The following is a 26,179-nucleotide window of genomic DNA, read 5'->3' on the forward strand; positions in this document are numbered from 1 at the left end:
TTTTTCAACAGTCTCATTATATGAAAAAATTTTTAACATTATTCATATTACTAATTATTTATAGTAATACTTTTGCTCAAGAACAAGTATTTAATTTAATCACCCCTATTAGTTATTTTGTCAATCATGAGCAACAACTTAAAATCCTTGATGAATATTTAAGTAAATATAGACAAGCAAGTATAGTTGGTACTAGTGGTATAGGTAAAACTCAACTGATTAGGATGTATGGTTATGGGAATAAAAATAATTACGATATAATTTGGTTTTTTGATTGTAACTTAGACCTTAATGAACAATTTGTAAAATTAGCCAAGCAACTTAATATGGTTAAACAAACTAATATATCTGAAAAAGTTGCTTTGGCAAAAAAAGCAGTAATATCATATTTAACCCCTACTAATAAATGGTTATTAGTGTTTGATAATTTAAAAGTTAATGAAAATAAGCAAGTGCAAGATTTAGTTGAATGGGAACATAATGGTCATGTCGTGTTTTGTTCGCAAGATAATGAAAAGTTACCTAATATTATAGCAATGCCCATACTTGATGAGTCTACTACTATAGCTTTAGCTAATAACTTATTGGATAATAAAGATAAAAACAGTATCGAATTTTTAACGCAATCTTTTAGTGGTTATCCAATATTGATAGTGCAAGGAACTCAATTACTTAACAAAATTAAAGGTTTAGATAAAGAGGAATATAAAAAGAAAATCTATCAATCAACTGATAAAATAACAACAAATATTAAAATGGCTATTCAAGAATTAAAACCTAGTGCAGTAAGTTTACTTAATAAAATAGCTTTACTCAATAATCAAAGTTTCTCAAAACAGCTGCTTACCATCATTACTGATAATACAAATACTTTAGATGATGATATATATCAATTATCTAAATTTATGCTAATCAGTAATATTGATCCTAACAAGGATAATCCTATTTTTGAAATGCATGATATAATCAGCAATAAAATAATGGAATTAAATGGTGATAATAATAAAATATATTTAGAAAATATTATTAACAAATTACCTAAATTTAAAGGTCCTTATTCAGGATATTTGTGGAAAAGCACCAAAACTATACCAGAAAACTTAGAAATCCTTCTAAATAATTCTGAAAAATATAATATTAATCTATCCGCAATACTTATCTTAAGGGTGGAGTTATTTGCTCTACACGCAAACACCTACCCCAACAAAGTCAAACAAATGTTTGATTGGTTTTATCAAAAAGAGAAAAATAAGGAATTTAAATTATGGCAAGTGCCTGAATCTCAAAAATGTTATTATGCTAGGTACTTAGGAATAGTGGGAGCGTATTATAAAACAATATTAATGGATTTTAACACAGCAATTTCTTATTTTACCAAAGCATTAAATATTCTAGATAAGCTTGATAATGAAGCTGATTATTACGCTATTAAATTAAATCTTCTCTCTAATCTAGCTATGACTTATATATTCTTAGGTGAAATAAAAATAACTGAAGAACTTTTAAAAAAGATAGAAAAGCTAGTAAAATCAAGAGTAATACAAGAAGATGAAATATATACACTATATATTATAAAAGCTTCATTCTTTGAGATGCAAGGTCACTATCAAGAAGCTTTAGAGTGTGTAGATAAAGTTATTGAAATATTTATAAAAAATGGTCATAATATTAATGACTCATACGCTTTTACAATTTATATGTATAGAGCATATATGTTGAATTTTTTGGGTAGATATCAAGAAGCTTATACTCAGGTTCAATCATTATATAACTCAATACACAATGAGTATGAAGATGGAGATATTTATGCAATAATGGCAAGAAGTGCATTAGGTTTAGGTAAAGTAGATCAAGCTTATGAATATATTAGTAATTCTATCCTCCTGTTCTTAGCAGAAGACAAGAAAAATGCAGAGAACACAAATTATTCTAAAAATCGTTATTTAGCAGATGCTTATGTAGTACAAGGTGATATTTTATTTGCTCAAGATAAACTGAATCAAGCTATAGAATCTTATAAAAAAGCTTTTGTTATATATCATTATTTATATGGAGATAGAAGTCAAAATGTTGCCCAAATGAGTTATTTGTATAATCATGGAGCAAAAGCTGCCTGTAAAAGCAAAGATTTATATAATTACAAATTTTTTGGCAAGCCACAAATTAAGGAATTTGGCATACACCACCCTAATACAGTTGATATGTTTGAATATTGCAAACAATATAACATGGATTTGTGGGTCAAGAACAATTAAGCATTAAGGTTCTTCTAGGAAACAAATCAATCAATCTGCTAAATTTTCACATTTTTAGCAAAGTATATCCTAGATTTTTTGCTTGTTCTTCTAAATTAAAGATTTAACTGGTGTAGAAAGCTTAGGGATATCTTTGTGTATAACTTGATTTGAATAGAGAAGATTATACATTATTTCCAAGTGTCCGTATGACTAATCCATTCCTCAGTATTACCTATCCTTTCATCTGCTAATTTAGCTAATATTTTATCCTCTTGAAGTTCCAAACTAGTTATAATAAGATCTTTTGCTACTTTAGATAAGGACTCATTGTTGATTTTAGCAAGACCTGCAATTTCATCAAATATTTTCTCGTCTAAAGACACTAATAATCGTTTAGCTGCCATAAGATCACTACAATTTATTTGTTATGACTCAATTGTATCATATCTGATACAGAATATCAATAAGGGGATCGATGTAAACAGTGGCATTCGGTTAAGTTTTTAACTTATCTATTTTAAAGCAAACCCATATAAATAAAAAAGCCCATATTTAGACTTAGAGCGTAATAATTCAAGACCAAGTTGGGGGTAGTACCATAATGATACTAAAAAGCCGTGTAATAGCCTTAAAATAGTTAAATAGGGGTATCTATGATAAACCACTTGATAAAGTTACTCCTGCTACGAGTTAAAACAATTATTTTTACAATAACCAAAAATTATCAATGACAAAAAAATGTTACACTTGGCTCTAATACTGGGGTTACTTGGATAATTTAATGCAAACTCAACTTGACTTGTCCAGTATTTGTTCTATCTCTGAATGCATAATACTTATTAATTTAAACTTTAATTTATTATTACTATTATCAAAGGAAAAAATATGCCAGACAAAGCAACAAAATCAATAATTTTAGTTCGTGTTTCAACAAGGGAGCAAGAAGAAGGGTATTCAATTGAAGCTCAAAAATATAGATTAGTAGAATATTGCCAACGTAAAAATCTTGAAGTTATCGAAACTTTTGAAATTATCGAATCTTCAAGCAGAGGTGATCGCAAACAATTTAAAGAGATGATCAAATTTGCTAAAAGCCATAGAGAAACAATTGCTATAGTTGCTGATAAAGTAGATCGAGTACAAAGAAGAATCTCAGAAATTTCATTACTAGAAGAACCAATAAAAGCTGGTAAGATAGAATTGCATTTTAGAACAGAAGGTTACATAATAGATAAAGATTCTCAGTCTCATGCAAGGTTAATGTGGGGAATGAATGTATTGATGGCACAATCTTACGTTGATAGTTTAAGTGATAACGTTAAAAGAAGCCTAGATCATAAATTGCGTAAAGGACAATGGATAGGTCCAGCCCCCCTTGGTTATCTAAATAGCAGGGACGCAAGTGGCAATAGCATAATAATTCTTGATCAGTCTAGAGCTTTTATTATCAAAAAACTATTTGAAGAATATGCGAGCGGGGTCTATACTCTTAGGTCTATGGTAAACATGGCTAAAGAATTAGGCTTAAGAAGTAAAAAGAATTGTCACCTAAATAAAACTGTTATACATCGTTTAATACAACAACCATTTTATTACGGTGAGATGAGAGTAAAAGGAGAGATGTGGTCACATGGTTACCAAGCAATTATAACAAAAGAGACTTTTATGGCATGTAAAGATGTACGTTTAGGGTGGAAAAAGAAGCCTTTTAAATATGGTGGTAAGGATTTTCTTTTTAGAGGATTAATCACCTGTGCAGTAACTGGCAAAATGGTAACATCTGAAATTCATAGTAAAACATATCCAAACGGTAAAGTGGATGAATGGACATATTTAGCTACCTGGGATCCACAGAACTTAGACAAGAAAATATATATAAGGGAAGATGAGGTTTTAAAGCAAATAGAAGAGGTTTTTAAAAGAATAGGTATAAGAGACCCGGAAATGCTAAAAGAGACCCTTGCATACCTAAGAAACACTAATGAGCTAAAAAAAGCTGAACATGACCAAGCAACAGCTTCATTAAAGAAAGAACATACCGAAAATGAAAATAGATTAAATTCATTAATAGATTTGCGACTCAATGGAGAACTTAGTACAGAAGAATTTCAAAGAAAAAAACAACAATTAAAAGATCGCCAATATGAAATTGCTCGTTTAATTAAAGTTTATGAGGAAGCAGACGATAAATTTACTGATACCGCTACAACGCTAATAACTCTAGCATCTGAAGCCTATGAAACTTTTAAAGGTTCTGAAATGCCCCAAAAACGCAAAATGATAAATTTCGTATTTCAGAACCTTAAACTGAGGGGCAAAAAACTTGAGACCTCTCTACGTTTCCCGTTCGATATTTTTGAAAAAACGACAACTTGTACCGAATGGCGGGGCGTAGTGGACAATTTCAGAACCACGATAGACATAAAATTACTGATTATTCAAACGCTTACAGTCTATTACTAAAGCTCTGTAACCTGATATTGTAAATCCATATTTTTACCACAAAAAGCTAGAGAAAGTTTAATGATCTTTTTGACGTGAGAATGTTCTTTAACCTTTACATCATATTGCTTATCTATAATCTGTTTTAATCCCATTTGGACTACCTAGGCTAAATCTTCTGTATTTTTGGCAATCTTGTACTCAATAATGATGGCATTATCTTCCCTGCCAGCTTTAGGAATCATAATAATATCAGCTCTGCCACTACCTGACTCCTGTTCACTGGTTATGATGTAGCTAGAAGATAACATGTTAACAAGTCCTAGCATAAAACCACTATAAAATAACTCGGCTTTTTTATTTCCTGTTTGATGGAAACTGGTAGAATTTTGTAACAAATCTTGCAATCGTTCTTCAAATTCCTCTAAGCGGTAGGCAGGTAATAAACTAGCAAGAGGAAAATACAGAGAAGTATCAACTTGTAACTTATTACTAACCCATTGTAATAATCTGCTTTCATATATAAATTTTACTTCTTCATTAGGCACAGATAATTCGTAAATATTTTTTGCCGACTCTATAACAGTTGGATTTAAGTAACCGCTAAATAGCAATAGGCTGAATAATCCTGATCGTGAGTTAATATCATTGAAACTTATTTGTTTAGTAATCGAGGAAACAATAATTTTACCGCTAGCAAGTTGTTGCAAGTCTTCTTGCATTTCATCTGACAATAATGCCTTATCAACTAAACCAGTCCCACCACTATCTAACCAGTAATGATCAAGCTCGCCATTACGAGCAAGACATTGCATAATTGACCACGGATTATATATAACCTCGTCACCAAATGTATAACCATTATACCAATTCTTAATTTCTTCAGGATTGGTTTTAGTGGGGACAACAGTTAATAATGCATCAACTTCTGTTTGTGTAAAGCCATAAAATTTAGCAAATTTTTTATCAAGTAAAGTATATTCACTAACATTATTCAAATCAGAAAACAAATTAGCTTTAGCAACTCGTAATATGCCAGTTATTACTCCTTTTTCTACACAAGTATTACCTTTTAGGCTGCTGCCAAACATGCCACGAAATAATTCAAGAACTTGTTCAAACTCTTTTGATTTATCACTAAATTTAATATAGGCACTATTAATCGGTGTATCATACTCATCAATCAATATATAAACTTTTTGATTAAAATGTTTATATAATAGTTCGCTTAAAAAGCCTAGACTATCTTTAAGATATTCTTTATCAAATTTTCCTGTAAAATATCGGTTTAATTTTTCCTTTTGTACGTCATCCAGTAAATTTGTATCTTTTGCTATATAATGCTTTAAATAACGATGTTTTCCAAATAACTTAGTAACTTGATTCTTTATTCCGCTCTCAACGTCTTGGTAATTGCTACCCTTTACATCTTTAAAACTTATAGAAATAACTGGAAATTGACCTTGACGTTTCATGCTCCTTACTACATCCGCAATTTTTAAAGGCTGTAATTCTTTGTTTTCATCAAAGCCTAAATCTACTATACCGCCAGTAAAGAGTTTATGATTTACCCTCTTTTCTTGAGGTAAAGGCTTACCTCTCTCATCCACCTCTATTTCAAAGAACTTCTTGATCATATCCATGTTCAAGCTTTTACCCCAAAGTCTTGGTCGAGTTATAAGTATTACGCTGCCACTATCTTCAATAATCTCTTTAACTAGTAAACTTTTATCAACAAAAATATCACTATTGAACAATAGACTTTTAAAATCATCGTCTCCGACTCTCATTTTAGGTATTACTATATTTTCAGATGTTAATTCGCTTTCTTTATTCATTATATTATTCCAAATAGTTTCATTCTATGAGATTTAGTTGGGCAGTAATTATTCTCCTTGCCAATAAAGATCAACACACTGCTAATATTTAAGGCTAGTATTAAAATGATGTTAAAATTTTATCTAGAATTTATAGACTGTGGATTATTATAAAGTGTAATTAACTGAAATACAATTTATATAACCCAATCACAACCAATCAATCCAACATCTTGTGCTTGCTCACGTTCTTGTCCTTGCATTTGATCCAAATCTTGGGTTTGATACGCAGTATAGGGTACTACTTCACTGTCTTTTTCATCTTTTAAATTCGTATATTCTTGTTTTGTCTTTGTCTGATCAAATTTTACCTTATCTAAGAACTCTTGAATTATTGCAATTTGTTGATTATGTAGCTCTTCATATAAACTTATCACAGACGGCAGGCTTTCTTGTACAATAAGTTCTTGATATGACTTAATTGTATATTGCATAATTTTCTCAATAAAGGTTACTGGTTCTTCGGCTATTAAACTAATAGCTTCATTGATTATTCTGCCATTTAGATAAAATAATTGATTGCAAGATAATGACGATTCTCTATGATTTATTAATTCACTTGTTAAATTAGATATTCCTTCTGCTATTAAGATATAACCAACTTGTTTCATGATAAGAGATAAAAAAGGAAACTCTTCTGCAGTTTTAAGTAAAGATAAACCATTATATACTTGTTTCGTTATATTCTCAATAGTTTCGTCAGTTAGTTCTTGTACGGTATTCAACCCATATATATTACCTAAACCGATATGCTCTAATTCCGCTATTTCAACACTAGTAATCACTTCTTTGTTAGAGTCAATTTTCTGAAAATATTTAGATTCGGAGCTTCTACTCTTAATTATCAAGTCCCCTGTTGCACTGCTAAGCTTCTTGATAAGCTCATCTATATTGTCTTGCTGAATCTTTAAACATACTAATTTAGAGTATAAATGTTTTAATAACAAGTTCCTTTGTAGTAACTCTTCTTGATAAGATTTTTTATTTCCACTATGAGTAGTCTCCTCTTTTATTGCTTCTCTTGCCATTGGCACAATAGCTCCTTCTTGTTCAAGAAATAACATTTTAGCTAATTGCTCCATTTGTTCAACCTGATCTATTTGTTTTTGTTGATTATGACAATATTTTGTAAGCAACCATATTATATTATATGGTATCTTATCGCCTAAAGGGTCATCATATAATATGCTAATATGATCATTATCTTTTAATATATAGATTGTTATAATGTCATCTATATCCTCTGTGTTTTGATCATTATTGTTCTTGTTATAGTAGTGCATACAAATAGGTTTATTATTGATATCGTTTTGATATTTATTTAGAAGTTCTGCTAGCTCTATTATACCATGTATCTTATGAACAACTTCTTGATCATATTCTTTTGACTTAAGGTGGAAATAGTCTGTATCTGTAGCTCTATAGACTATTGAAGCTTTTAGGCTAGTGTGGTTTAACATATCTTGATTACTATCCTTAGAAGATTCAGGTAATAATATTAGATCAAAATCATTATTGATTTTAAAAAATTCTCTTAGATAATTAATTTCTTTCTCTAAAGGTTTTTTTGCCCTTTCAAGGCACTCTCTAGCGATATCTTTATAATTTGCAGGGTGTATTGATGATTCTGGCTCTTTAATAATGAATGTTCCTTGAGATATAGCAGTAAATATTGAGGTGAACTTTTTTATTAGATGCCAGCTACGTTCTATCTCCACTTCAAAGAGTATTATATCAGCACTAGGTAATATTTCTGTGCTACCGCTTAGAAAAATAGCCTGTTTTAATGCATCTTCAGCTTTAGATAATTTATTATTGCGTAAATTATTTTTCTGTACTAAATACTCGGCTTGTTTTATCCTATGATAAGGATTGTGAATGATTCTCTCTGCTTCTGCTATACTACCATTAGTTTCTATTCCATCTTGATAGACCTTTTGCCCCTTTATCAAGATTTTTGCTTCTTCTGTGAATTTTACAAATACTTGCTCTGCTATAGCTTTGAGAGAAGAATGTTGTTCTGACTTTAGCTTTTTTTCTTGAGTAATTGTTTCTAATTCAGGTAAATTGTTGGCTTTAAGCTCTTGTCGTTCCAACCAAAAAGCCCAATATTCTTTTAGGTCTTCTAGTAAAAAATGAAATCCTTCAATATGTTTATTCTTTTCTCGTAACTCTTGATACAAATTAGAAAAACAATGAAATAATTTATCCTGAAGATCAAGTTCTACTACTTTATCTAAAATATTCTGCACTCTTAATTTTTCTACTTCATTTCTAAACTCTTTTACTTCATGAATCTTAATATCTTCCAGTGGTTTTGTTATACCTAAACTTCTAATCTCACTTTCTCTAATAATTAATTGTCCACTGCCGGTGCTACCTTGTCTAGCTGTTCGACCAAATGCTTGATCTTCTACTCTTTGGTTAGATGGCAGAAAAGTAATGCAAACATGTAATCCACCATATTGATTCAGCTCTTCGACTGTCTCTAAATCTGTTCCTCTACCAGCTATATTGGTCGCTATAATTACATCTCTAGAACTTACCCTATCCTTGGTAATTTTTGCGTCATCTTCATCAACATAAGTTTTAATTGTATTAATAGCATTTTTATCTAAGCTTTTAAATAATTCTAAGCTTTGTTTTATTATTTTAACATCTTGAATAGTTTCACAAATAACCAGCACTGCTCTACTTAGATTAATTTGTTCTAATATTCCAAGTATAATGCTATCAAGCCAATTACTATCTTTAATTATTATTCCAGTTAATTCTGTAAATTTTTTTTCTTTATAAGTAGGAATTTCCGTATGATCTACATTATATATTTCAGATAACAAAGACTCCTCAGCATTTGAGCCTAAAGTACCTGTCATACCAAATATTTTACTACCATATTTCTTAATATCAACATTCGCTGACAACCATTCCTCTAAACTAAACCAATTTATTAATGATCTTAATTTATATAATTTATTATTGTGGTTTAATTCTTCGGTCAGTTTGTAACCAAAAAGCTGTCCTTGTCTTTGCAACTTTGTTATATTTTCTATCGGCATTAATCAGATAATCCTTAAGTTTTTTGCCAATATTATAGCTTTTTCTTATGGATTCTCTATATATTTTTATCTGCTAAGCATATTATATATTATCCTTCTAGACTTTTGACGGGGAGACTATCTATTCACGACCCCCGGCAGAAAATCAATCACTAGTGTATTTTTCTTTAAAAAATACACCTTGGAGGTGTAAAAATCACAGTCTTATGTTTTAAAAAATTGTATTAAATTACTTTAATAGTTAAATTTCTGCCGGGGTCGTGAATAGATACTAACATTTGCTACCCGAATCATACAAATTCAATAGTTTGGTTTATTAGGTAATTTTAAATGTTTCCATTGTAAGCCTTGGATTATTATAGGTTCTGCCTATTTATTACTAAAATACTATTTTGTCTAATCTAACCGAATACCAATGTATCAAGGTAACTAACTGCTTTGAGCCAACACATTTATGTAAATCTCCAACCATATCAGAGTTATAAAGAGATCATTTCTAACCTCTTTATTATGATTAATGATGATCAATAGTATCGCTGGTAGCTCCCATTGTACTAACTGGAGCTTCTTCATAATGTACAATTTGAAGAGCAGTATCTATTGTTTTAATTTGGCTAACATCATACTTTATATCCTTTAGTGTTTGATATTTAGTATTGAGTAACTCACCAAGCTTTTGATGCATAGTTTTATCCTGATCCAAGTATTTTTTAGATTCTATTATAGCACCTGCAAGGACTCGACATTCATTGGCTTTTAATTTAGGATAATTTGGATGATCTTTACATTCTTTATCAAACTTTTCATTATCTATTGCGTTAATAAGTGTAGATAACCTATCAAATTTGTCTCGTTCAATATATTCAGAAATTAGTAATTTTTCTGCTTCATAAAAAGCAATTTTCCTAGGAGCATCAACATTGGGATTCTCGTTTATTAAACTTTCTTCTACCCATTCTGTTACAGATTTCATATCGTCATCTTGAATTTTTGTAACTAAAAATTCAGTATACCCTGCTTGCAAAGTCCTGTGTGAAACATTTTTATACATATAACATTATCCTCTATTAAATTATTATAACTAAATCTCATTCTAGTAATTATATCACTTTTGTATTAGTTAGACATCATAAATTGCATCTATAGGTTTTGATACATCACCTAATAATACATCTTCAAAATACCTAGAACATTCATTTTGGACATTAATCATCCATGCATCATCCAATTGTATCATTCCCTCTGCTTCATACTTTACTTTTACTAACTCACAAAAAGCTTGTAGTATTGGAGTTCCTTTACATTGTGATTCATTAAATATACATTCAACTTTTAACGCATCAAACGGTAAAAGAGAAATAATAACATGATTAACAACCTTGTCTTTTAGTATCCCTTTAGTTTTTTCATTACTCATTTCCGAACGAAATACTGCATCATCATTATAACCTCTTGCACCATTAACCTCTAACTTTCGATATTGAATACCATCCTGAACAGAATATTCAGCTTGCCTCTGTCCACCAGCTGAAGTATAAACTTTTATTATGTCTGTATCATCATGTTGTTTGGGTGCTAATACTTTGTTTTCTAATGGTTTAAAATCAAACACAGAATATAGATGTTTTGCTACATGATATTGAAAAATATCTACTAAATTTTTTTCAATGTCAATATCTTCATTATATTTGTCTTTACACTTAAGATTTTGGTCATTTACCTTAAAATTATATTTCTCGTTATATTCTTTTTGATATTCTAAATCTTTTTTTTCTGTCTTACGTGATACTTCTGATAATTTATGATGCATTAATAAGTTTATAATCTTTAATACTTCTACTACCTTTCTTACTATGGAACCTTCATTATCAACAATTCTAATACATGAGTCATATTGTAATGTATTTCCCTGAGTTATCTCATTATGAGATATTACTTCATATTTCTGTTGTTCTAACTTTAATTTTGCAGCTTGTTTTGCATCCTCTGGAGTGTTATATACACGAATTTCCTCTTTCAAAGAATTTCCCTCTTCAGGAAAAGCAGCATATTTCTCCTGATTAAATAAAGTTAATATTATCCTTGCAATTCCTTCACAAACTATGGTTATAGTGTTAGCATTTTGTGAATCTAATATTCCTTCAGTGAGATATTTTATACCATAAGTAATATATTTTTCAAATTTAGTACTAAAATCTGCTTCAGCTTTATCTTTTTCAGCTTGCGAGAAATCATCACATTTCTTGAATTGTTCTATAAGTGCATCATTGTATATTAAGTGATATTCATTACTGGTAGTAGATAATTTAAATGCTTCAGATCCCTCATCTTGTAATGTACTATTAGAACTTAGTTTAGAATATTGAGCATTTGTTAAGCAGATACCTTTTTTATTTTTGAGTAGCGGTTTAGTAGCTTCTACTAAATTGGTTACATATGATTTATAACCATCATGCCCTTCTGATATATCAATTTTTGTTTTAATAGCTGCTGCTATAAAAGCATATGGTGTCACATGGCGCATTTGCTTTGTTGAACTTCCTAATACTTTTGGACGCCCCACTATTGTAGTTTGATTATCACATGGATTAGTAGGATCGTCATTAATTACAATATCTACTAATACATCTTGGCTCATATTTATTTTAAATAACTTTTCTATAAAGTTGCGAATATACCATTTTTGTTGTTTTATGACTGGAGTACTCGGTTCTACAATTCCACCCATAGAATCATCTATAATTTGCCGTACTTCTTGTATTTTGCTTGATATACTTTCTTTTAACTCATCACTGTCTATATTTTCATATTGATTATTTAATATATCAATTAATTCTTGATTATGTTGTGTATTTGTAGTTAAAAACTCTTTTTTGTCAATAAAAGCATCTGCTAGTACTTTACATTCAAATGTTCTTAATTTTTCATTAGCAGGACTATTTACTGCATCAAGTAACAGTTTTATTTTTTCTATATCATTTCTGATAATGTATTCAGTAAACACTGTCTTTTGTGCTTCAAAAAAAGCTGCTTTTATATCTTGAGTAATCCTTAGGCTTGGGGGTTGATTAAGCAAATTATTGCCAATCCAAGTTGTAATAACTTCTTTCTTATCTTCATCTAATGCATCAGATATAAACTTAATAAACCCTTCTACTGCTGCTGTAAATTTCATAATAAACCTAATCTATATTTATAATTTATTCTATGGCTATATGCATAGCACTTTTTATGAAAAATCTAAATTATCTTGCCTATAAGTATCACCTGATACACTTAAATTTTCATCTAACTTATCTATAAGTTCTATATTAAATTGACGTTCTAAGTCATTATACCATACTTGATCTAAAATATTCGGGGAGCTGTAATCAGCCTTTAGTAACTTACAAAAAGAGTTAAATATTTGCTTTATTGGTGATAACCCCTGTTGGTTAACATCCTCTTCAAGTGTAACATTAGAATTCAATGATGAGAAAGGAGCTAACATCAGAGAAATATGACTAATAACTTGTTGTGTTAATGGTTCTTTTGCTGGTATAGCGGTAGCTGATTTTTGAATGGAATATTGTTCACTTAATTGTTCGCTATTAGAAGTGTAAACTTTAACTATTCCTGTCCTATCACCCTTTTGTTTAGGTGCAAACATTTTTTCTGTTCCTAACGATCTAAAGTTAAATATTAGATATAAATGTTTTGCTGCATGACAATGAAAAATTTGATTACAATTATTTTCAGTAAGTGGATCCTCATAATCAGTGTAATTATCTAAACTATTATCCTTATATGTAAATGTGTTAATTTTAAAATTATACTTATTATACTTATTTAACAATAAGCTTATTTTATCTGACTCTATACTACTTACATTAAGTACAATACCCTTTATTAAGGAGTCTATTATATCTAATGCTTCTACTGTGTTTTGTACTATTTGTTCTTTAACATCTATAATTCTAATATGTGGTTCTTTCTTATTACCTTGGTATTTAAATTTATTCCCTTCAATTCTATCAACAATTTCTTTATGAGATACAACTTCATAAGGTACTGTATCATCCAGTTTTGCTCCTTTCATGTGTTGGTATAGGCGTATCTCCTTAAATAACATATTATCCTTTGTAGAAAAATATACTCCTTCCTGTTGACTAAGTGTAGTTAATATAAACTTTGCTATAAGTTCACAAGTTGTTTCAAGAATGTAATAATCATCAAGTATCATTTTTTGAAAACCACTGAGTACATATTTAATATATCTCTGAAATTCAGTAGTATAATCTCTTTTTGATTCATCAACATTGTACTCTGACAAATTTATCTCATGACTCTCCAATTGCTCAATTAAGTCTTCATTAGTAATTAGATATTTTATTTTTTTCGTACTATCTCTCTTTGTAGTAATAACCTTGATATTAAAAAAGTCTTCTTGCCTATTTAGTTTTTGACTATCATATTGTTCTTGTGTCAGACATCTACCTTGTATTTGGTCTGATATGGCTAATATATACTTTATAAAATTGTCTACTGTATAATTTTTACCTATTGATACATCTAACACTTTAATTCCAAGAGCCTGTTTTAAAAACAACAATGGAGTTACATAATGCATTTGTTCAATCGAACTACCAATAATCTTGGAACGACATACTGTTACATGGTGATTACCATCCTTATCATTAATTACAATATCTGCAAATATTTCTTTACTTATTTCCACTCCAAATAGCTTACTTGAAAGTTCCTTAACATGAAATTTTTGCATCGCTTCTTCATTTGCATTAAAATATTCTCTTGTAGGAGCATACTGCTGATTTTGAATATTAGATGTGTAATATTCAGCATGTGAAAAATGCATGCCCTCGTGAAATATAATAGCCTCTTCTTTTGTCCCCCAAAGTTCAAGATTTGCTTGATACTGTCCTAATAGTTCCTTGTCTAGGGGATAAACTAAACTATATATTTTGCCATGATTATCTTTACGATAAAATGTAATTTTAATATTTGCTAAAGATGCCAGAATAGGAATTTCTTCAGTAAAGACATAATAATTATTACTACTAATAGCGCCTAAATAGTATTGATATAGATTTTCATTTTCACAAAATGAATTTACAATAGATTGTTGAGATTGAACATCTGTTCCAGCATTATCACTCCTTTCTCTTGTTTGATCAGCTAACTCTTTAATTTGCTCTGATCTATTAGTTAGATATTCTGGGTTGTTTATGAAAGCAGTAAATATTGTCTTTAACTGATCTTTCAGTTTATTTGGCATTTTTGGATCTTGTAAAGAATTAAATTGACTCAAGAAATTATGCCATTCTTTCCTCATTGTATCAGCGTGCTTGGTTTCATAAGGATTAGGGCTATCTTTATCACCAAATACTGCATGGAAAAAGCAATTACCGTCACCTTTTGTTTGATGCCACTTAACTTTTACCGCATTATGTACGTTTGACATGTAACCCCACTCCTATAATTTCAGATCAATCTTTAGTCTTACCTAGGAGTCTGTCGGAGAATAGAAATATTTTGCAGAAAATAAAAAAATTGACCGTACTCCCCTACGGCTTATTTTTCAAATTTGATCATTAATTAGGGTAAATTCGCTATTCTCCGAAAGACTCCTAGGTAACAGAATAAAATGTCAGCTACCTTCATTAATTGATATTATTATATAAATATAAAAATTCTTTAATGGTTTATTCTACTAATTCCTAAATCTTAATGCAACAACTTATTTTATATATTTTTAACCACAATACCATATATAGCTTTTCAGCTGTTAGTCTATAAGAATTTTCTTTGACATATTCAAATATTATAAGTTTTGATTTTTACATTTACGGACAGAGTGTTAAAACCCCTTGCTGTCATTATCTTCCATCCACCTATCACTCTACCCAACCTTCTGCCTAAGGCCTGCCAAGGAGAGATGTTGCTGTCTATATGAGGTTTAGCAAACAAAATAAGCTTGAAGTTTACGAATGAGGTTATAGCGGTTACAGCTCAAATTCCGATAGGCGCACTTGGGCAAACTAGGTAAACCTAGTTTGCCTGTGCTCAAAGATTCGGTTTTTGTCATGCTATTATCCCAAAATAAAAGTAATGGCAATATATCATTTTGTAGCAAATCAGAAATACAAAAATTACAAGGGTTTTGTAAGAGTCGTAAGTTTTATAGGAAATATTTTGGCATATTTGTTGGGATGAATTACAAAAAGTACTGCCAAATTACATTTCGTGGCACACCAATATTCAGGCTAACTCCTCATTACCATCTTCTCCACTAAAAAGCTTGCAATTAAAATCAATTTATTGCAAGCTTTTTAGTGGAGAAGATGGTAAAATAGTACTAGAAGACTTAGCTCAATTAAGTGGTGTGTATCGCAGCAATTTTATTCGGCAAGAAAGTGATTACATTGCCTTTCTAGAAGGACATCGGGCGTTGTTCCTATATATATGCTCGTAAGCTTCAGAAGATGATGGAGTTAATAATATTGATGGTGCTAAAAATACTAATGAATCAGATAAGTAATAGCGATATTTAGTAACAATTAAGAGGTTATGTTATATGTTTTTATCAAAGTTTCTTGATCCTAAAAATGATTTTTGTTTTCGTAAAATCTTTGGTACTGAAAAGAACAAAGATATACTTGTACATTTTTTAAACGATGTTCTTAAGTGTAAAGAAAATGAGCAAATAATTGAGGTGACATTTTTACCAACTATCCAAGACCCTGATATTGCTATTTACAGAAAGTCTATTGTTGATGTGTTATGTAAAGATCAACACGGTAATCAATTCATAGTAGAGATGCAGGTAAGTAAGCATCCAGGATTTGAAAAAAGAGCCCAATATTATGCAGCTAAAGCATATTCTCAGCAAAGAATTGAGGAAGATGAGAAACACAAGAAACTGGCAGTATACGCTAAATTAAAAGGAGTAATATTTTTAGCGATAGCGAATTTTGTAATGTTTGAAGATAAAAAACATTGGAAATCAGAACATCGTCTTTTAGATACAGAGAGCTATGCTCATGATTTAAAAGATTTTTACTTTGTTTTTTTAGAGCTTGAAAAATTTAAAAAAACTATAGATGAGCTAAAGACTATTGAAGAGAAGTGGATGTATTTTTTTAAGCATGCAGGAGATAGTAAATTAACATTAACAGAAATAGAGCATTTAATAGGTAAGGATGAAATTATTAGAAGAGCATTTGAGGCAGTAGACCAAGCTAGCTGGTCAGAGGCAGAACTTAACACCTATGAGCAAATGACCAAAGCTCGTCTTGATAATTTAGCGGTAGAACAGCAACAAATTGAAGATGCTGAAGCTAGAGGTAAAGCTGAAGGTATTAAAGAAAATGCTATAGCCATGGCAAAAGAAATGTTAATTAATAATGAGCCAATAGAAAAAATAGTTAAATATACAAAACTAACTATTGAAAAAATAGAACAGTTAAAAAAAGAAATAGAAGTGTTAAAAAGAATAAGCAAATGAGCAAAGAATTAATTGCCAATAACTATGAAACTAGCCATACTACTTCTAGTAATGATTGGCTAGCTAACATACCTGAGGAAATACGTAAAGCTGAGTCACTGGGCAAGTTCAAAGATGTCTCATTTTTGGCACAGAGCTATTTAGAAGCAGAGAAGAGCTTGAACCAGCGAGTTGCCGTGCCAAAGGATGACAGCTCTGATGAAGAGTGGCATAAATTTTATTGTCGACTTGGACTGCCTGAAGATAAGAGATATACTGATAAACGATCCAAGGAAGATGAGGAATATTTAACTCGTTATGAAGACATGTTTTACCAAAGCGGATTATCTAAAAGGCAATGTTTTACCGGTTTTTCTTGTACCCCAAAGGAATGCAGATTGCCCATGAGGAGACTTAAGTTCAGGAATCTATTTATGGACATGATATTAGCTATTTAAGGGATATTTAGCTATTATAATATCTGTTAATACTAATCTAATATTTTCAAAAAACAATTCGTTTAATCATTAGAATAATATCCTTTTTTATACCCATATTTTGTTAGGAAAGGATATTATCATTGGAAGCAGAGCTACTTTAGCAACGGCAAAATAATCAGTGAGCTTTAATTTATAATGATACAATCTAGGTTTTTCTTTGGTCTGTTGGTCTTCCTCGCAATGAAACTGGATCAACTTTTGCTTCTCTAGACTGATACCTAAGGGCTTTTCTTGATAAAATATTTGTGGGTAAAAGTAAGAGTAATATCTTGGTAAATAATATGTAAATAGCCTAATTAAGTGCTTATTTATCAGCTATTTAGCCACCAACTATCATAATAATTTTAGTCACTGTCTCCAGTTCAACACTACTATAATAAATTTTATAAAAAATCACTAATAGTGAGAAAAACCGCTGTACTTCTGGGATTAATGAGGATATCTGTGAAGATGACACTATGTGGTGTGGTGTTAAGCACCGAGGTTAGAAGCAATAATCGTCAAATTTTTAAATCTAACCTCAGTGTCTATCTTCCGAAAAACAAAAAATAGGAGTTAATTTTATGACTAACGATGTTAAATATCAACCACAAAATAATTTAACAAATGAAAAAATAAATAATATCACTAATATTGCTGCACAAATACTTAGAGAAGTTTTGCAGAGCAATAATATAACTTATATAGAACTTATCGACGTTCGTATAGGTTTAGAAGGAATTGAAATAGTTGGCAAAATTTTAGAACATAATAAGCTTATAACCGCAATACGTCTTTGCGACAACGATATTGACCTTGAGGGACTAAGTTTGCTTATCGAACTGTTAGAGAATAATTATAGTTTGATTAATATAGATATTGAATATAATAATATCGGGATTCAAGGACTAATCATACTAAATGAATTTCTAGAAAATAATAAAACCATAAAGCAAATAAGTCTTAGAGGCAATGATATTGGTGATGAGGGAGCAGATATACTGGCAGGGCTTCTAACAAATGATGAAATCATAAAGCAAGTGGATATTGGTAGCAATAATATTAGTGATAAAGGAGCAATCATACTAGCAAGACTTCTAAAAAATAATAACACTATAAATAAAATATCTCTTAATAATAATGATATTGGTGATGTTGGGATTGTCCAGCTTGTTAAAGCTTTGGAAACTAATAGAACCATCAGCCAAATAGACCTTAGCTATAACAATATTACTGACAATGGAGCAATAACACTGGTGGGACTTCTAGAGTCTAATAATAAAATTACAAGCAAAATAACAATAGATTTCACAGATTTTGACAATGAAAATATTAGTTATCAAGTAGAAGAGCTGTTAATTGAGACTCTAGAAAGCCACAACAAAAAACAGGGGGTATAATTTTAAGAATATTCATCTTTTTAAAAATAGTAAATAATATTGATGCAATTAAAAAGGTATCTATTACACCAAGAAATATCATGTTTTGCTTGCAACAATATCACGGTATTCAAATGAAATATTAAATATTCTTTTTGCAATATCTATGCCAATTGTAGTAATCTACATTATAGATAACTGCACTATAAATATATGAATACTGTTTTACCTGAACGCTCCCTGATAATTCAAGAAAGGCTTGATAATATCGTCAAAGAAATTCTCACTGTATCAAAGCACAAGATTGCGATGATTATTTTATTTGGCTCTTACGCTAGAGGAGATTGGGTACAAGATGAGTATAAAAAAGGTCACATTACCTACAGCTATCAAAGTGATCTCGATATTATGTTGGTGATGAAGAAAGGCAAACATGCCGGTCTTGCCGGGTTAGCAATAGAAGATAAAATAGAAAAAAGGTTGAAAAAAAATCATTAAGAAGTCCTTTTGAGTTATGGGTAACTTTGGTGCTAGAATCAATCAAGACGGTAAATAGTCAGTTAGAGAAGGGGCATTATTTCTTTTCCGATATAAAAAAAGAAGGAATTCTCTTATATGATAGCGGCGAATTTCAGCTGGCGGAAGCTAAAAACTTACCTTGGGGAAAAAGAAGACAAATAGCTAAAGAAGATTATGAGTATTGGTTTGTAAAGGGTATAGAGTGCATAATTGATGTTTGTAATATCTTACAAAGAAATAACCTTAATAAGTGTGCTTTTGAGTTACACCAAGCTACCGAAAGTTTTTATAATGCTATCCTGTTAGTTTTTTTTGGCTATAAACCTAAACTACACGATATAAGAAAATTAGGTAGTATAGCCGGAAATTACAATGAAGAATTATGGCAGATATTTCCTCATTCTAGCGTTGAGCAAAGGCAATGTTTTAGATTACTTGAACAGGCTTATGTTGAGGCTCGCTATAACAAAGATTATAGAATAACTAAAGAACAGCTACTTTACCTTATTGATAGAGTTAAAAAATTAAAAACAGTGACGGAAAAAATTTGCTTGGAAAGGATTAATAAAGAGATAATTTAAACCCCTTAAATAGACAAAGTAAGTCTATAAACGCAATGACCTATAAGTTTGAGGGTATGGGGGTACAGTAGTTTTGTTGTTATGAATTATTATAACAATCTTTGCGGTGTTGAAACTAGTATATTGCTGTATCTACTATTTGATAAATCACTCCATAATCACCAATTCTAAGGGAGCGGCAACCTTTGAAGCTATGTTTTAAAGGTTTACCAAATTTTATCGGATCAGATAATAGCTTTTTTTCAATGGTTATCTTTATTAAAGATTTAACTGGTGTAGAAAGCTTAGGGATATCTTTGTGTATAACTTGATTTAAATAGAGAAGATTATACATTATTTCCAAGTGTCCATATGACTAATTCATTCCCTAGTATTACCTATCCTTTCATCTGCTAATTTAGCTAATATTTTATCCTCTTGAAGTTCCAAACTAGTTATAATAAGATCTTTTGCTACTTTAAATAAGGACTCATTGTTGATTTTAGCAAAACCTGCAATTTCATCAAATATTTTCTCGTCTCTAAAGACACTAATAATCGTTTAGCTGCCATAAGATCACTACAAATTTATTTATTATGACTCAATTGTATCATATCTAATACAGAATATCAATAATGGGATCGATGTAAACAGTGGCATTCGGTTAAGTTTTTAACTTACCTATTTTAAAGCAAACCCATATAAATAAAAAAGCCCATATTTAAACTTAGAGCAATAATTCAAGACCAAGTTCCTGTTGTACCATAATGATACTAAAAAGCCGTGTAATAGCCTTAAAATAATAAATAGGGGTATCTATGATAAACCACTTGATAAAGTTACTCCTGCTATGAGTTAAAACAATTATTTTTACAATAACCAAAAATTATTAATGCTAAAAAAATGTGACACTTGGCTCTAATACTGAGGTTACTTGGATAATTTAATGCAAACTCAACTTGACTCGTCCAGTATTTAATCTATCTCTGAACGTATAATACTTTTATCATTTTATCAAAGGGGAAAATATGACAGACTCAGCACAAAAAGACATAATTTTAGTTCGTGTTTCAACAAGGGAGCAAGAAGAAGGGTATTCAATTGAAGCTCAAAAATATAGATTAGTAGAATATTGCCAACGTAAAAATCTTGAAGTTATCGAAACTTTTGAAATTATCGAATCTTCAAGCAGAGGTGATCGCAAACAATTTAAAGAGATGATCAAGTTTGCTAAAAGCCATAGAGAAACAATTGCTATAGTTGCTGATAAAGTAGATCGAGTACAAAGAAGAATCTCAGAAATTTCATTACTAGAAGAACCTATAAAAGCTGGTAAGATAGAATTACATTTTAGAACAGAAGGTTACATAATAGATAAAGATTCTCAGTCTCATGCAAAGCTAATGTGGGGAATGAATGTATTGATGGCACAATCTTACGTTGATAGTTTAAGTGATAACGTTAAAAGAAGCCTAGATCATAAATTGCGTAAAGGAGAATGGATAGGACCAGCCCCTCTTGGTTACCTAAATAGTCGAGATGAAAGAGGAAACAGTATAGTAATTCTCGATCCTTTAAGAGGTCCTATCATAAAAAAACTCTTTGAAGAATATGCAACAGGAATGTATACTCTTAGGTCTATGGTAAATATGGCTAAAGAATTAGGCTTAATAAGTAAAAAGAATTGTCACCTAAATAAAACTGTTATACATCGTTTAATACAACAACCATTTTATTACGGTGAAATGAGAGTAAAAGGAGAGATGTGGTCACATGGTTACCAAGCAATTATAACAAAAGAGACTTTTATGGCATGTAAAGATGTACGTTTAGGGTGGAAGAAGAAGCCTTTTAAATATGGTGGTAAGGATTTTCTTTTTAGAGGATTAATCACCTGTGCAGTAACTGGTAAAGTTGTAACAGCTGAAACTCACAGCAAAACATATTCAGATGGCAAAGTGGACGAATGGACTTATTTAGGGACATGGGATTCAAAGAATCCAAACAAGAAGATTTATGTAAGAGAAGATGAGGTTTTAAAGCAGGTAGAAGAGGTTTTTAAAAGAATAGGTATAAGAGACCCAGAAATGTTAAAAGAGACTCTAGCCTATTTAAAAAACACAAATGAGCTAAAGAAAGATGAGCATGGGTAAGCAACAGCTGCTTTAAAGAAAGAACATACCGAAAATGAGAATAGATTAAATTCATTAATAGATTTGCGACTCAATGGAGAACTTAGCACAGAAGAATTTCAAAGAAAAAAACAACAATTAAAAGATCGCCAATATGAAATTGATCGTTTACTGAAAACTTATGATGAAGCAGACGATAAATTTACTGATACCGCTACAACGCTAATAACTCTAGCATCTGAAGCCTATGAAACTTTTAAAGGTTCTGAAATGCCCCAAAAACGCAAAATGATAAATTTCGTATTTCAGAACCTCAAACTGAGGGGCAAAAAACTTGAGACCTCTCTACGTTTCCCGTTCGATATTTTTGAAAAAACGACAACTTGTACCGAATGGCGGAGAGAGAGGGATTCGAACCCTCGATACGGTTAACCCGTATAACGGTTTAGCAAACCGTCGCCTTCAGCCTCTCGGCCACCTCTCCAAATCATAACATGATTATATTATGAGTCACTTATAGCATTGAATCGTTTATATTTCTATAATTATTTTATATAAGTTCAATAGGGTAATTTAAAAGTCACAATCAATAGTTGATGCACATGTGTATACTAGGCTTCTGATACTGTCTTAAGAGCCAAGGACTAAAATAGGATTAAAGATAGAATTATTTTTAATTACTCCAAAGACAATATGTAATAATTTACGCATAATAGCAACAATAATAACCTTAGTAGGTTTACCCTTACTAGATAGCTTTTGGGTAAATTGTTTAAATATAGGGTTATGATTTTTAGCTACTATAGCAGGAAAGTATAGTGCTTTACGTAGTTTAGCTGAACCAATCTTTGATATAGCACTTTTCCAAATACTCTATGTTTAGGTGTAAGAGCTTGTCCGCAAACTAAAATTAAGGTATGATGAAGTGAACAAAGTATTATTAGTAAGAAGTATAAAAGAATAAGCAGAAAAAATTATCCAACAGATTTAACAGATGAAGAATGGTTAAGGATAGAGGGGTTGTTTCAAGTATCGTATGTAAAGGGAGGTAGACCTTTAAAACATAGCAAAAGAGAGATTTTGAATGCAATTTTTTATGTATTACGTACTGGGTGTCAGTGGAGATATATGCCGCATGACTTTCCAATTTGGAAGACAGTATATGAACAATTTAGAAGATGAAGAAGCAAGGTGTATTTGAACGTATGAACCATGAACTTATCAAGGATGTTAGACGAAAATTAGGTAGAAATGAGTATCCTAGTGCTTGCATAATAGATAGTCAGTCTGTCAAGACAACAGAAAAAGTGGAGCTAAAGGTTATGATGGAGCTAAGAAAATTAAGGGCAGAAAGAGGCATATTATTACCGATACACAAGGCTTTGTGTTAGGTTGTTATGTCGGTTCTGCGAATGAGAATGATCGATACGGAGCTACAGTGCTACTCAGTAACATGCAAAAAGAGTACACTACTATTAAACAAATGTGGGCTGATATGGGGTATCAGTCTAAAGATTTAAAGGGTCTCATTAAGGAAAAGTATAACATAGATTTAGAAATTGTTAAACGACCAGTGTGCAGATTTTGGATACCAAAAAATCACACTACTGGACAAAAAGGTTAGGTTGGTTGCACAAAGTGTAACTTAAACAATTTTATGATTAAGGAATCAAAAAATTGCTTAGAACGACTATAAACTTGTTTAATTGATCTTATATGTAAAAGTAAAGACTTGATCTGACAGTTTGGAGTTGTTGGGTACGAAAATATGGAATAAAATCATACCCAGCAAATTTTAACAACCTCTTATTAAGGAGACTGTCAGATGACAACATATCAAGAAAAAATTATAAAACCAAGAATTGGTTTATTACAATTAGCAGAACAACTAGGAAACGTATAGCAAGCTTGTAAAGTAATGGGCTATAGCAGAGATACATTTTACCGCTATAAGGAACTGCATGAGCAAGGTGGAGCAGAATCTTTGTTTGAGATGACTAGAAAGAAGCCATGTTTGAAGAATCGTGTTCCATCTAATATCGAGGATGCAGTAGTTAATATAGCTGTTGAATTTCCTGCTTATGGTCAGGAACGTACTGCTAATGAATTACGTAGGAGAGGTATCGTTATCTCTGGAGGTGGAGTAAGGTCTGTTTGGCTACGTCATGATCTAGAGAATTTCAAAAAACGTCTAAAAGCATTGGATGCTAAAGTTGCAAATGATGGTATTATTTTGAGTGATGCACAACTTGCTGCACTTGAGAAAATCAAGAATAAACGTGAAGCAACTGGTGAGATTGAAACCATGCATCCTAGTTACCTTGGCTCTCAAGATACCTATTATGTTGGAAACATTAAAGGCATAGGACGTATCTACCAACAAACCTTTGTAGACACTTATTCTAGGGTAGCTATTTGTAAGCTTTATACCGAGAAAACAGCTATTACTACAGCAGACCATTTGAATGATAGGGTTATTCCATTTTTTGAAAAGTATAATATCCCTTTGCTTCGAATACTTACAGATAGAGGCACGGAATATTGTGGTAAACCTGAGAATCATGCTTATCAACTATATCTTGGTATTGAGAATATAGATCATTCTAGAACTAAAGCATATAGCCCTCAAACTAATGGTATATGTGAGCGTTTTCACAAAACTATGCAGGAAGAGTGCTATCACATTCTATTTCGTAAAAAGCTCTATAATACATTAGATGAGTTACAAGCTGATATAGATACTTGGCTTACAAATTATAATAACGAAAGGTCTCATTCAGGTAAACATTGTTTTGGTAAAACACCAATGCAAACTTTTAGAGATTCACTTTATATTGCTAAAGATAAAAATATTAGTAATATAGAGAGAATATCAGACAACTTGGCTATTACTTATCAAGCTGCCTGATTATTACTTATTGTCAGATTAAGTCGTAACTAGTACATCTTATACCTAACTGTAGTACAGAATAACTCCTACATCCTAGCGTTTTCTTCATTTTTATCGGTTGCTCTTGCTCTCCAATTGCTCCTATTTTTATTGCCATTGCATATGCTATAAATAAACATTTTATAAAATTCTCTAATCGTACTTTACTCTTTATATGCGTATCTTCCATTCTAAAACCATTACTTTTACACCCTTTAAAGCCTGCCTCGATATCCCATCTCTTCCGATATATTTCAGATCCGTTTGACATGTTCTTACTATACACTATCGATAGATATTCTCCGCTTGCTAATTTGATATGATCAAATTTCACTGGGACAGAATAAAACCTTGTAGAAAAATTTCTTATCTTTATTTCTTTCATGCTATCGATCCTAATCCATTGACCTTCTTTATTAACTATTCTATTTGTCCTTCTCACCCTTAATGCATAATTAATATTTTTATTGTGAAGATAGGTAATTAATTTCTCATTATCAAATTCCCTATCTCCTAATATTCCCTCTATCTTTTCCTTACCAAATTCCTCTATAAATTTCGATATTACTGCAATTTGATCGTCTGCCGTACATGCTCCTTTATAAGGAATTATTTTATATATTAATGGCATAGCAATTTTATTATATGATACCGACAATACTAATATATTTCTTATCTCCTGTCCTAATTCCCAAGTGGTTCTATCTATTGATAAAACCACTTTCCCTTGAGGAATATAATTTTTCATAAACTTATAATAATCATCAATATTGATATTGTCTTCTTGAAGAAATCTATATACCGCTTTTATTTTTGAATCTAATAATTTATCTCCTTCTATTTCTTCTGCCATATTTTTATATTTGCTTCCTCGACACAACATTAATGATTTTATTATGCCCTTGAACGTGTTTAGTCTTGTATCTTTCATCTCAAAATGATTATATAGTAATTCGGCTAGTAACATAGAGTACCACAGATTTTTTTGTGTTCAATCTAAAATACTCTATTTACTAGCTCTTGCAACCACCCCATCTCTTTTGTCCAGTAGTGTGACCAAAAAATACACCACTAGAACTATTG

General features: G+C 30.8%; 19 protein-coding genes, 1 tRNA gene and 2 pseudogenes. 11 read left to right on the forward strand and 11 right to left on the reverse strand.

From position 1 onward, the window contains the following. Positions 1-20 precede the first annotated feature (20 nt). Positions 21-2,255, forward strand: coding sequence for a tetratricopeptide repeat protein (locus ACFEL1_RS01900; RefSeq protein ID WP_375331286.1), 2,235 nt, complete (start codon positions 21-23; stop codon positions 2,253-2,255). Between the two features lie 170 nt (positions 2,256-2,425). Here ACFEL1_RS01900 and ACFEL1_RS01905 read toward each other — a convergent pair whose 3' ends face one another. Further along, complete coding sequence (locus tag ACFEL1_RS01905; RefSeq protein WP_375331287.1) at positions 2,426-2,641, reverse strand: hypothetical protein; 216 nt, start codon at positions 2,639-2,641, stop codon at positions 2,426-2,428. Between the two features lie 481 nt (positions 2,642-3,122). Between ACFEL1_RS01905 and ACFEL1_RS01910 the strand changes: the two genes are divergently transcribed. Continuing rightward, positions 3,123-4,700 (forward strand): recombinase family protein, encoded by a 1,578-nt coding sequence (locus ACFEL1_RS01910; protein ID WP_375331288.1) that lies wholly within the window; start codon positions 3,123-3,125, stop codon positions 4,698-4,700. Here the strand turns inward: ACFEL1_RS01910 and ACFEL1_RS01915 are convergent. The 6 genes from ACFEL1_RS01915 to ACFEL1_RS01940 form a co-directional block, all read right to left on the reverse strand. After that, positions 4,697-4,834: a hypothetical protein gene (locus tag ACFEL1_RS01915; RefSeq protein WP_342169807.1), complete on the reverse strand. Its 138-nt coding sequence runs from the start codon at positions 4,832-4,834 to the stop codon at positions 4,697-4,699. The two genes, ACFEL1_RS01910 and ACFEL1_RS01915, sit on opposite strands and share 4 nt — an antisense overlap. Positions 4,835-4,843: 9 nt before the next feature. Next, the gene (locus tag ACFEL1_RS01920; RefSeq protein WP_375331289.1) at positions 4,844-6,517 is read right to left on the reverse strand and encodes an AAA family ATPase; all 1,674 of its coding nucleotides are present in this window, start codon (positions 6,515-6,517) and stop codon (positions 4,844-4,846) included. Positions 6,518-6,693: 176 nt separating this feature from the next. After that, entirely contained in the window at positions 6,694-9,615 is a 2,922-nt protein-coding gene (locus tag ACFEL1_RS01925; protein WP_375331290.1) for a helicase-related protein, read from the reverse strand. Positions 9,616-10,129: 514 nt separating this feature from the next. Then, the gene (locus ACFEL1_RS01930) at positions 10,130-10,666 is read right to left on the reverse strand and encodes a hypothetical protein (RefSeq protein WP_375331291.1); all 537 of its coding nucleotides are present in this window, start codon (positions 10,664-10,666) and stop codon (positions 10,130-10,132) included. A gap of 69 nt (positions 10,667-10,735) precedes the next feature. Next, complete coding sequence (locus tag ACFEL1_RS01935) at positions 10,736-12,790, reverse strand: hypothetical protein (RefSeq protein ID WP_341788001.1); 2,055 nt, start codon at positions 12,788-12,790, stop codon at positions 10,736-10,738. A gap of 54 nt (positions 12,791-12,844) precedes the next feature. Further along, positions 12,845-15,076, reverse strand: coding sequence for a hypothetical protein (locus tag ACFEL1_RS01940; protein WP_375331292.1), 2,232 nt, complete (start codon positions 15,074-15,076; stop codon positions 12,845-12,847). Positions 15,077-16,189: 1,113 nt separating this feature from the next. Between ACFEL1_RS01940 and ACFEL1_RS01945 the strand changes: the two genes are divergently transcribed. The 5 genes from ACFEL1_RS01945 to ACFEL1_RS01965 all read left to right on the forward strand — a co-directional run bounded on the left by ACFEL1_RS01945 (position 16,190) and on the right by ACFEL1_RS01965 (position 20,056). Continuing rightward, positions 16,190-17,119 carry an Rpn family recombination-promoting nuclease/putative transposase gene (locus ACFEL1_RS01945; protein ID WP_375331293.1) on the forward strand — a complete coding sequence of 310 codons (930 nt, stop codon included), beginning with the start codon at positions 16,190-16,192 and terminating at the stop codon, positions 17,117-17,119. Continuing rightward, complete coding sequence (locus ACFEL1_RS01950) at positions 17,116-17,556, forward strand: hypothetical protein (protein WP_375331294.1); 441 nt, start codon at positions 17,116-17,118, stop codon at positions 17,554-17,556. The genes ACFEL1_RS01945 and ACFEL1_RS01950 overlap by 4 nt, the downstream gene beginning before the upstream one ends. A gap of 605 nt (positions 17,557-18,161) precedes the next feature. Then, positions 18,162-18,977: a hypothetical protein gene (locus ACFEL1_RS01955; RefSeq protein ID WP_375331295.1), complete on the forward strand. Its 816-nt coding sequence runs from the start codon at positions 18,162-18,164 to the stop codon at positions 18,975-18,977. 192 nt (positions 18,978-19,169) lie between these two features. After that, positions 19,170-19,454, forward strand: coding sequence for a hypothetical protein (locus ACFEL1_RS01960; protein ID WP_375331296.1), 285 nt, complete (start codon positions 19,170-19,172; stop codon positions 19,452-19,454). 29 nt (positions 19,455-19,483) lie between these two features. Continuing rightward, positions 19,484-20,056, forward strand: coding sequence for a HEPN domain-containing protein (locus tag ACFEL1_RS01965; RefSeq protein WP_375331297.1), 573 nt, complete (start codon positions 19,484-19,486; stop codon positions 20,054-20,056). Between the two features lie 115 nt (positions 20,057-20,171). Here the strand turns inward: ACFEL1_RS01965 and ACFEL1_RS01970 are convergent, their stop codons facing one another. After that, the gene (locus tag ACFEL1_RS01970; protein WP_375331298.1) at positions 20,172-20,390 is read right to left on the reverse strand and encodes a type II toxin-antitoxin system RelE family toxin; all 219 of its coding nucleotides are present in this window, start codon (positions 20,388-20,390) and stop codon (positions 20,172-20,174) included. Positions 20,391-21,063: 673 nt separating this feature from the next. Here ACFEL1_RS01970 and ACFEL1_RS01975 point away from each other — a divergent pair. Next, entirely contained in the window at positions 21,064-22,188 is a 1,125-nt protein-coding gene (locus ACFEL1_RS01975; RefSeq protein ID WP_375331299.1) for a recombinase family protein, read from the forward strand. A 63-nt stretch (positions 22,189-22,251) separates the two neighbouring features. Then, positions 22,252-22,599, forward strand: coding sequence for a hypothetical protein (locus ACFEL1_RS01980; protein ID WP_375331300.1), 348 nt, complete (start codon positions 22,252-22,254; stop codon positions 22,597-22,599). On the opposite strand, the gene ACFEL1_RS01985 is transcribed toward ACFEL1_RS01980, so the two are convergent. Together ACFEL1_RS01985 and ACFEL1_RS01990 are read right to left on the reverse strand one after the other, a co-directional pair. After that, positions 22,561-22,651: transfer RNA gene (locus ACFEL1_RS01985), tRNA-Ser, on the reverse strand. The two genes, ACFEL1_RS01980 and ACFEL1_RS01985, sit on opposite strands and share 39 nt — an antisense overlap. Before the next feature lie 146 nt (positions 22,652-22,797). Beyond that, positions 22,798-23,037 carry a transposase gene (locus ACFEL1_RS01990; protein ID WP_375331516.1) on the reverse strand — a complete coding sequence of 80 codons (240 nt, stop codon included), beginning with the start codon at positions 23,035-23,037 and terminating at the stop codon, positions 22,798-22,800. Between the two features lie 90 nt (positions 23,038-23,127). Between ACFEL1_RS01990 and ACFEL1_RS01995 the strand changes: the two are divergent. Both ACFEL1_RS01995 and ACFEL1_RS02000 read left to right on the forward strand, forming a co-directional pair. Next, positions 23,128-23,767 (forward strand): annotated as a pseudogene (locus ACFEL1_RS01995) (IS5 family transposase); the annotation flags it as partial. Positions 23,768-23,992: 225 nt separating this feature from the next. Then, positions 23,993-25,075: pseudogene (locus ACFEL1_RS02000) on the forward strand (IS481 family transposase). A 13-nt stretch (positions 25,076-25,088) separates the two neighbouring features. On the opposite strand, the gene ACFEL1_RS02005 reads toward ACFEL1_RS02000, so the two are convergent. Further along, the gene (locus tag ACFEL1_RS02005) at positions 25,089-26,063 is read right to left on the reverse strand and encodes a transposase (protein ID WP_375331301.1); all 975 of its coding nucleotides are present in this window, start codon (positions 26,061-26,063) and stop codon (positions 25,089-25,091) included. Positions 26,064-26,179 lie beyond the last annotated feature (116 nt).

Origin of the sequence: Candidatus Tisiphia endosymbiont of Oplodontha viridula (assembly GCF_964264865.1) — a bacterium.
Classification (GTDB): Bacteria; Pseudomonadota; Alphaproteobacteria; order Rickettsiales; family Rickettsiaceae; genus Tisiphia.

Excerpts from the sequence above, each read along its gene's own strand:
- ACFEL1_RS01900 (WP_375331286.1), top strand. The coding sequence starts at position 21 with ATGAAAAAATTTTTAACATTATTCATATTACTAATTATTTATAGTAAT.
- ACFEL1_RS02005 (WP_375331301.1), bottom strand. The coding sequence starts at position 26,063 with ATGTTACTAGCCGAATTACTATATAATCATTTTGAGATGAAAGATACA.
- ACFEL1_RS01960 (WP_375331296.1), top strand. The coding sequence starts at position 19,170 with ATGAATACTGTTTTACCTGAACGCTCCCTGATAATTCAAGAAAGGCTT.
- ACFEL1_RS01925 (WP_375331290.1), bottom strand. The coding sequence starts at position 9,615 with ATGCCGATAGAAAATATAACAAAGTTGCAAAGACAAGGACAGCTTTTT.
- ACFEL1_RS01950 (WP_375331294.1), top strand. The coding sequence starts at position 17,116 with ATGAGCAAAGAATTAATTGCCAATAACTATGAAACTAGCCATACTACT.
- ACFEL1_RS01970 (WP_375331298.1), bottom strand. The coding sequence starts at position 20,390 with ATGTATAATCTTCTCTATTTAAATCAAGTTATACACAAAGATATCCCT.
- ACFEL1_RS01945 (WP_375331293.1), top strand. The coding sequence starts at position 16,190 with ATGTTTTTATCAAAGTTTCTTGATCCTAAAAATGATTTTTGTTTTCGT.
- ACFEL1_RS01955 (WP_375331295.1), top strand. The coding sequence starts at position 18,162 with ATGACTAACGATGTTAAATATCAACCACAAAATAATTTAACAAATGAA.
- ACFEL1_RS01935 (WP_341788001.1), bottom strand. The coding sequence starts at position 12,790 with ATGAAATTTACAGCAGCAGTAGAAGGGTTTATTAAGTTTATATCTGAT.
- ACFEL1_RS01975 (WP_375331299.1), top strand. The coding sequence starts at position 21,064 with ATGACAGACTCAGCACAAAAAGACATAATTTTAGTTCGTGTTTCAACA.
- ACFEL1_RS01915 (WP_342169807.1), bottom strand. The coding sequence starts at position 4,834 with ATGGGATTAAAACAGATTATAGATAAGCAATATGATGTAAAGGTTAAA.
- ACFEL1_RS01940 (WP_375331292.1), bottom strand. The coding sequence starts at position 15,076 with ATGTCAAACGTACATAATGCGGTAAAAGTTAAGTGGCATCAAACAAAA.
- ACFEL1_RS01910 (WP_375331288.1), top strand. The coding sequence starts at position 3,123 with ATGCCAGACAAAGCAACAAAATCAATAATTTTAGTTCGTGTTTCAACA.
- ACFEL1_RS01905 (WP_375331287.1), bottom strand. The coding sequence starts at position 2,641 with ATGGCAGCTAAACGATTATTAGTGTCTTTAGACGAGAAAATATTTGAT.
- ACFEL1_RS01920 (WP_375331289.1), bottom strand. The coding sequence starts at position 6,517 with ATGAATAAAGAAAGCGAATTAACATCTGAAAATATAGTAATACCTAAA.
- ACFEL1_RS01930 (WP_375331291.1), bottom strand. The coding sequence starts at position 10,666 with ATGTATAAAAATGTTTCACACAGGACTTTGCAAGCAGGGTATACTGAA.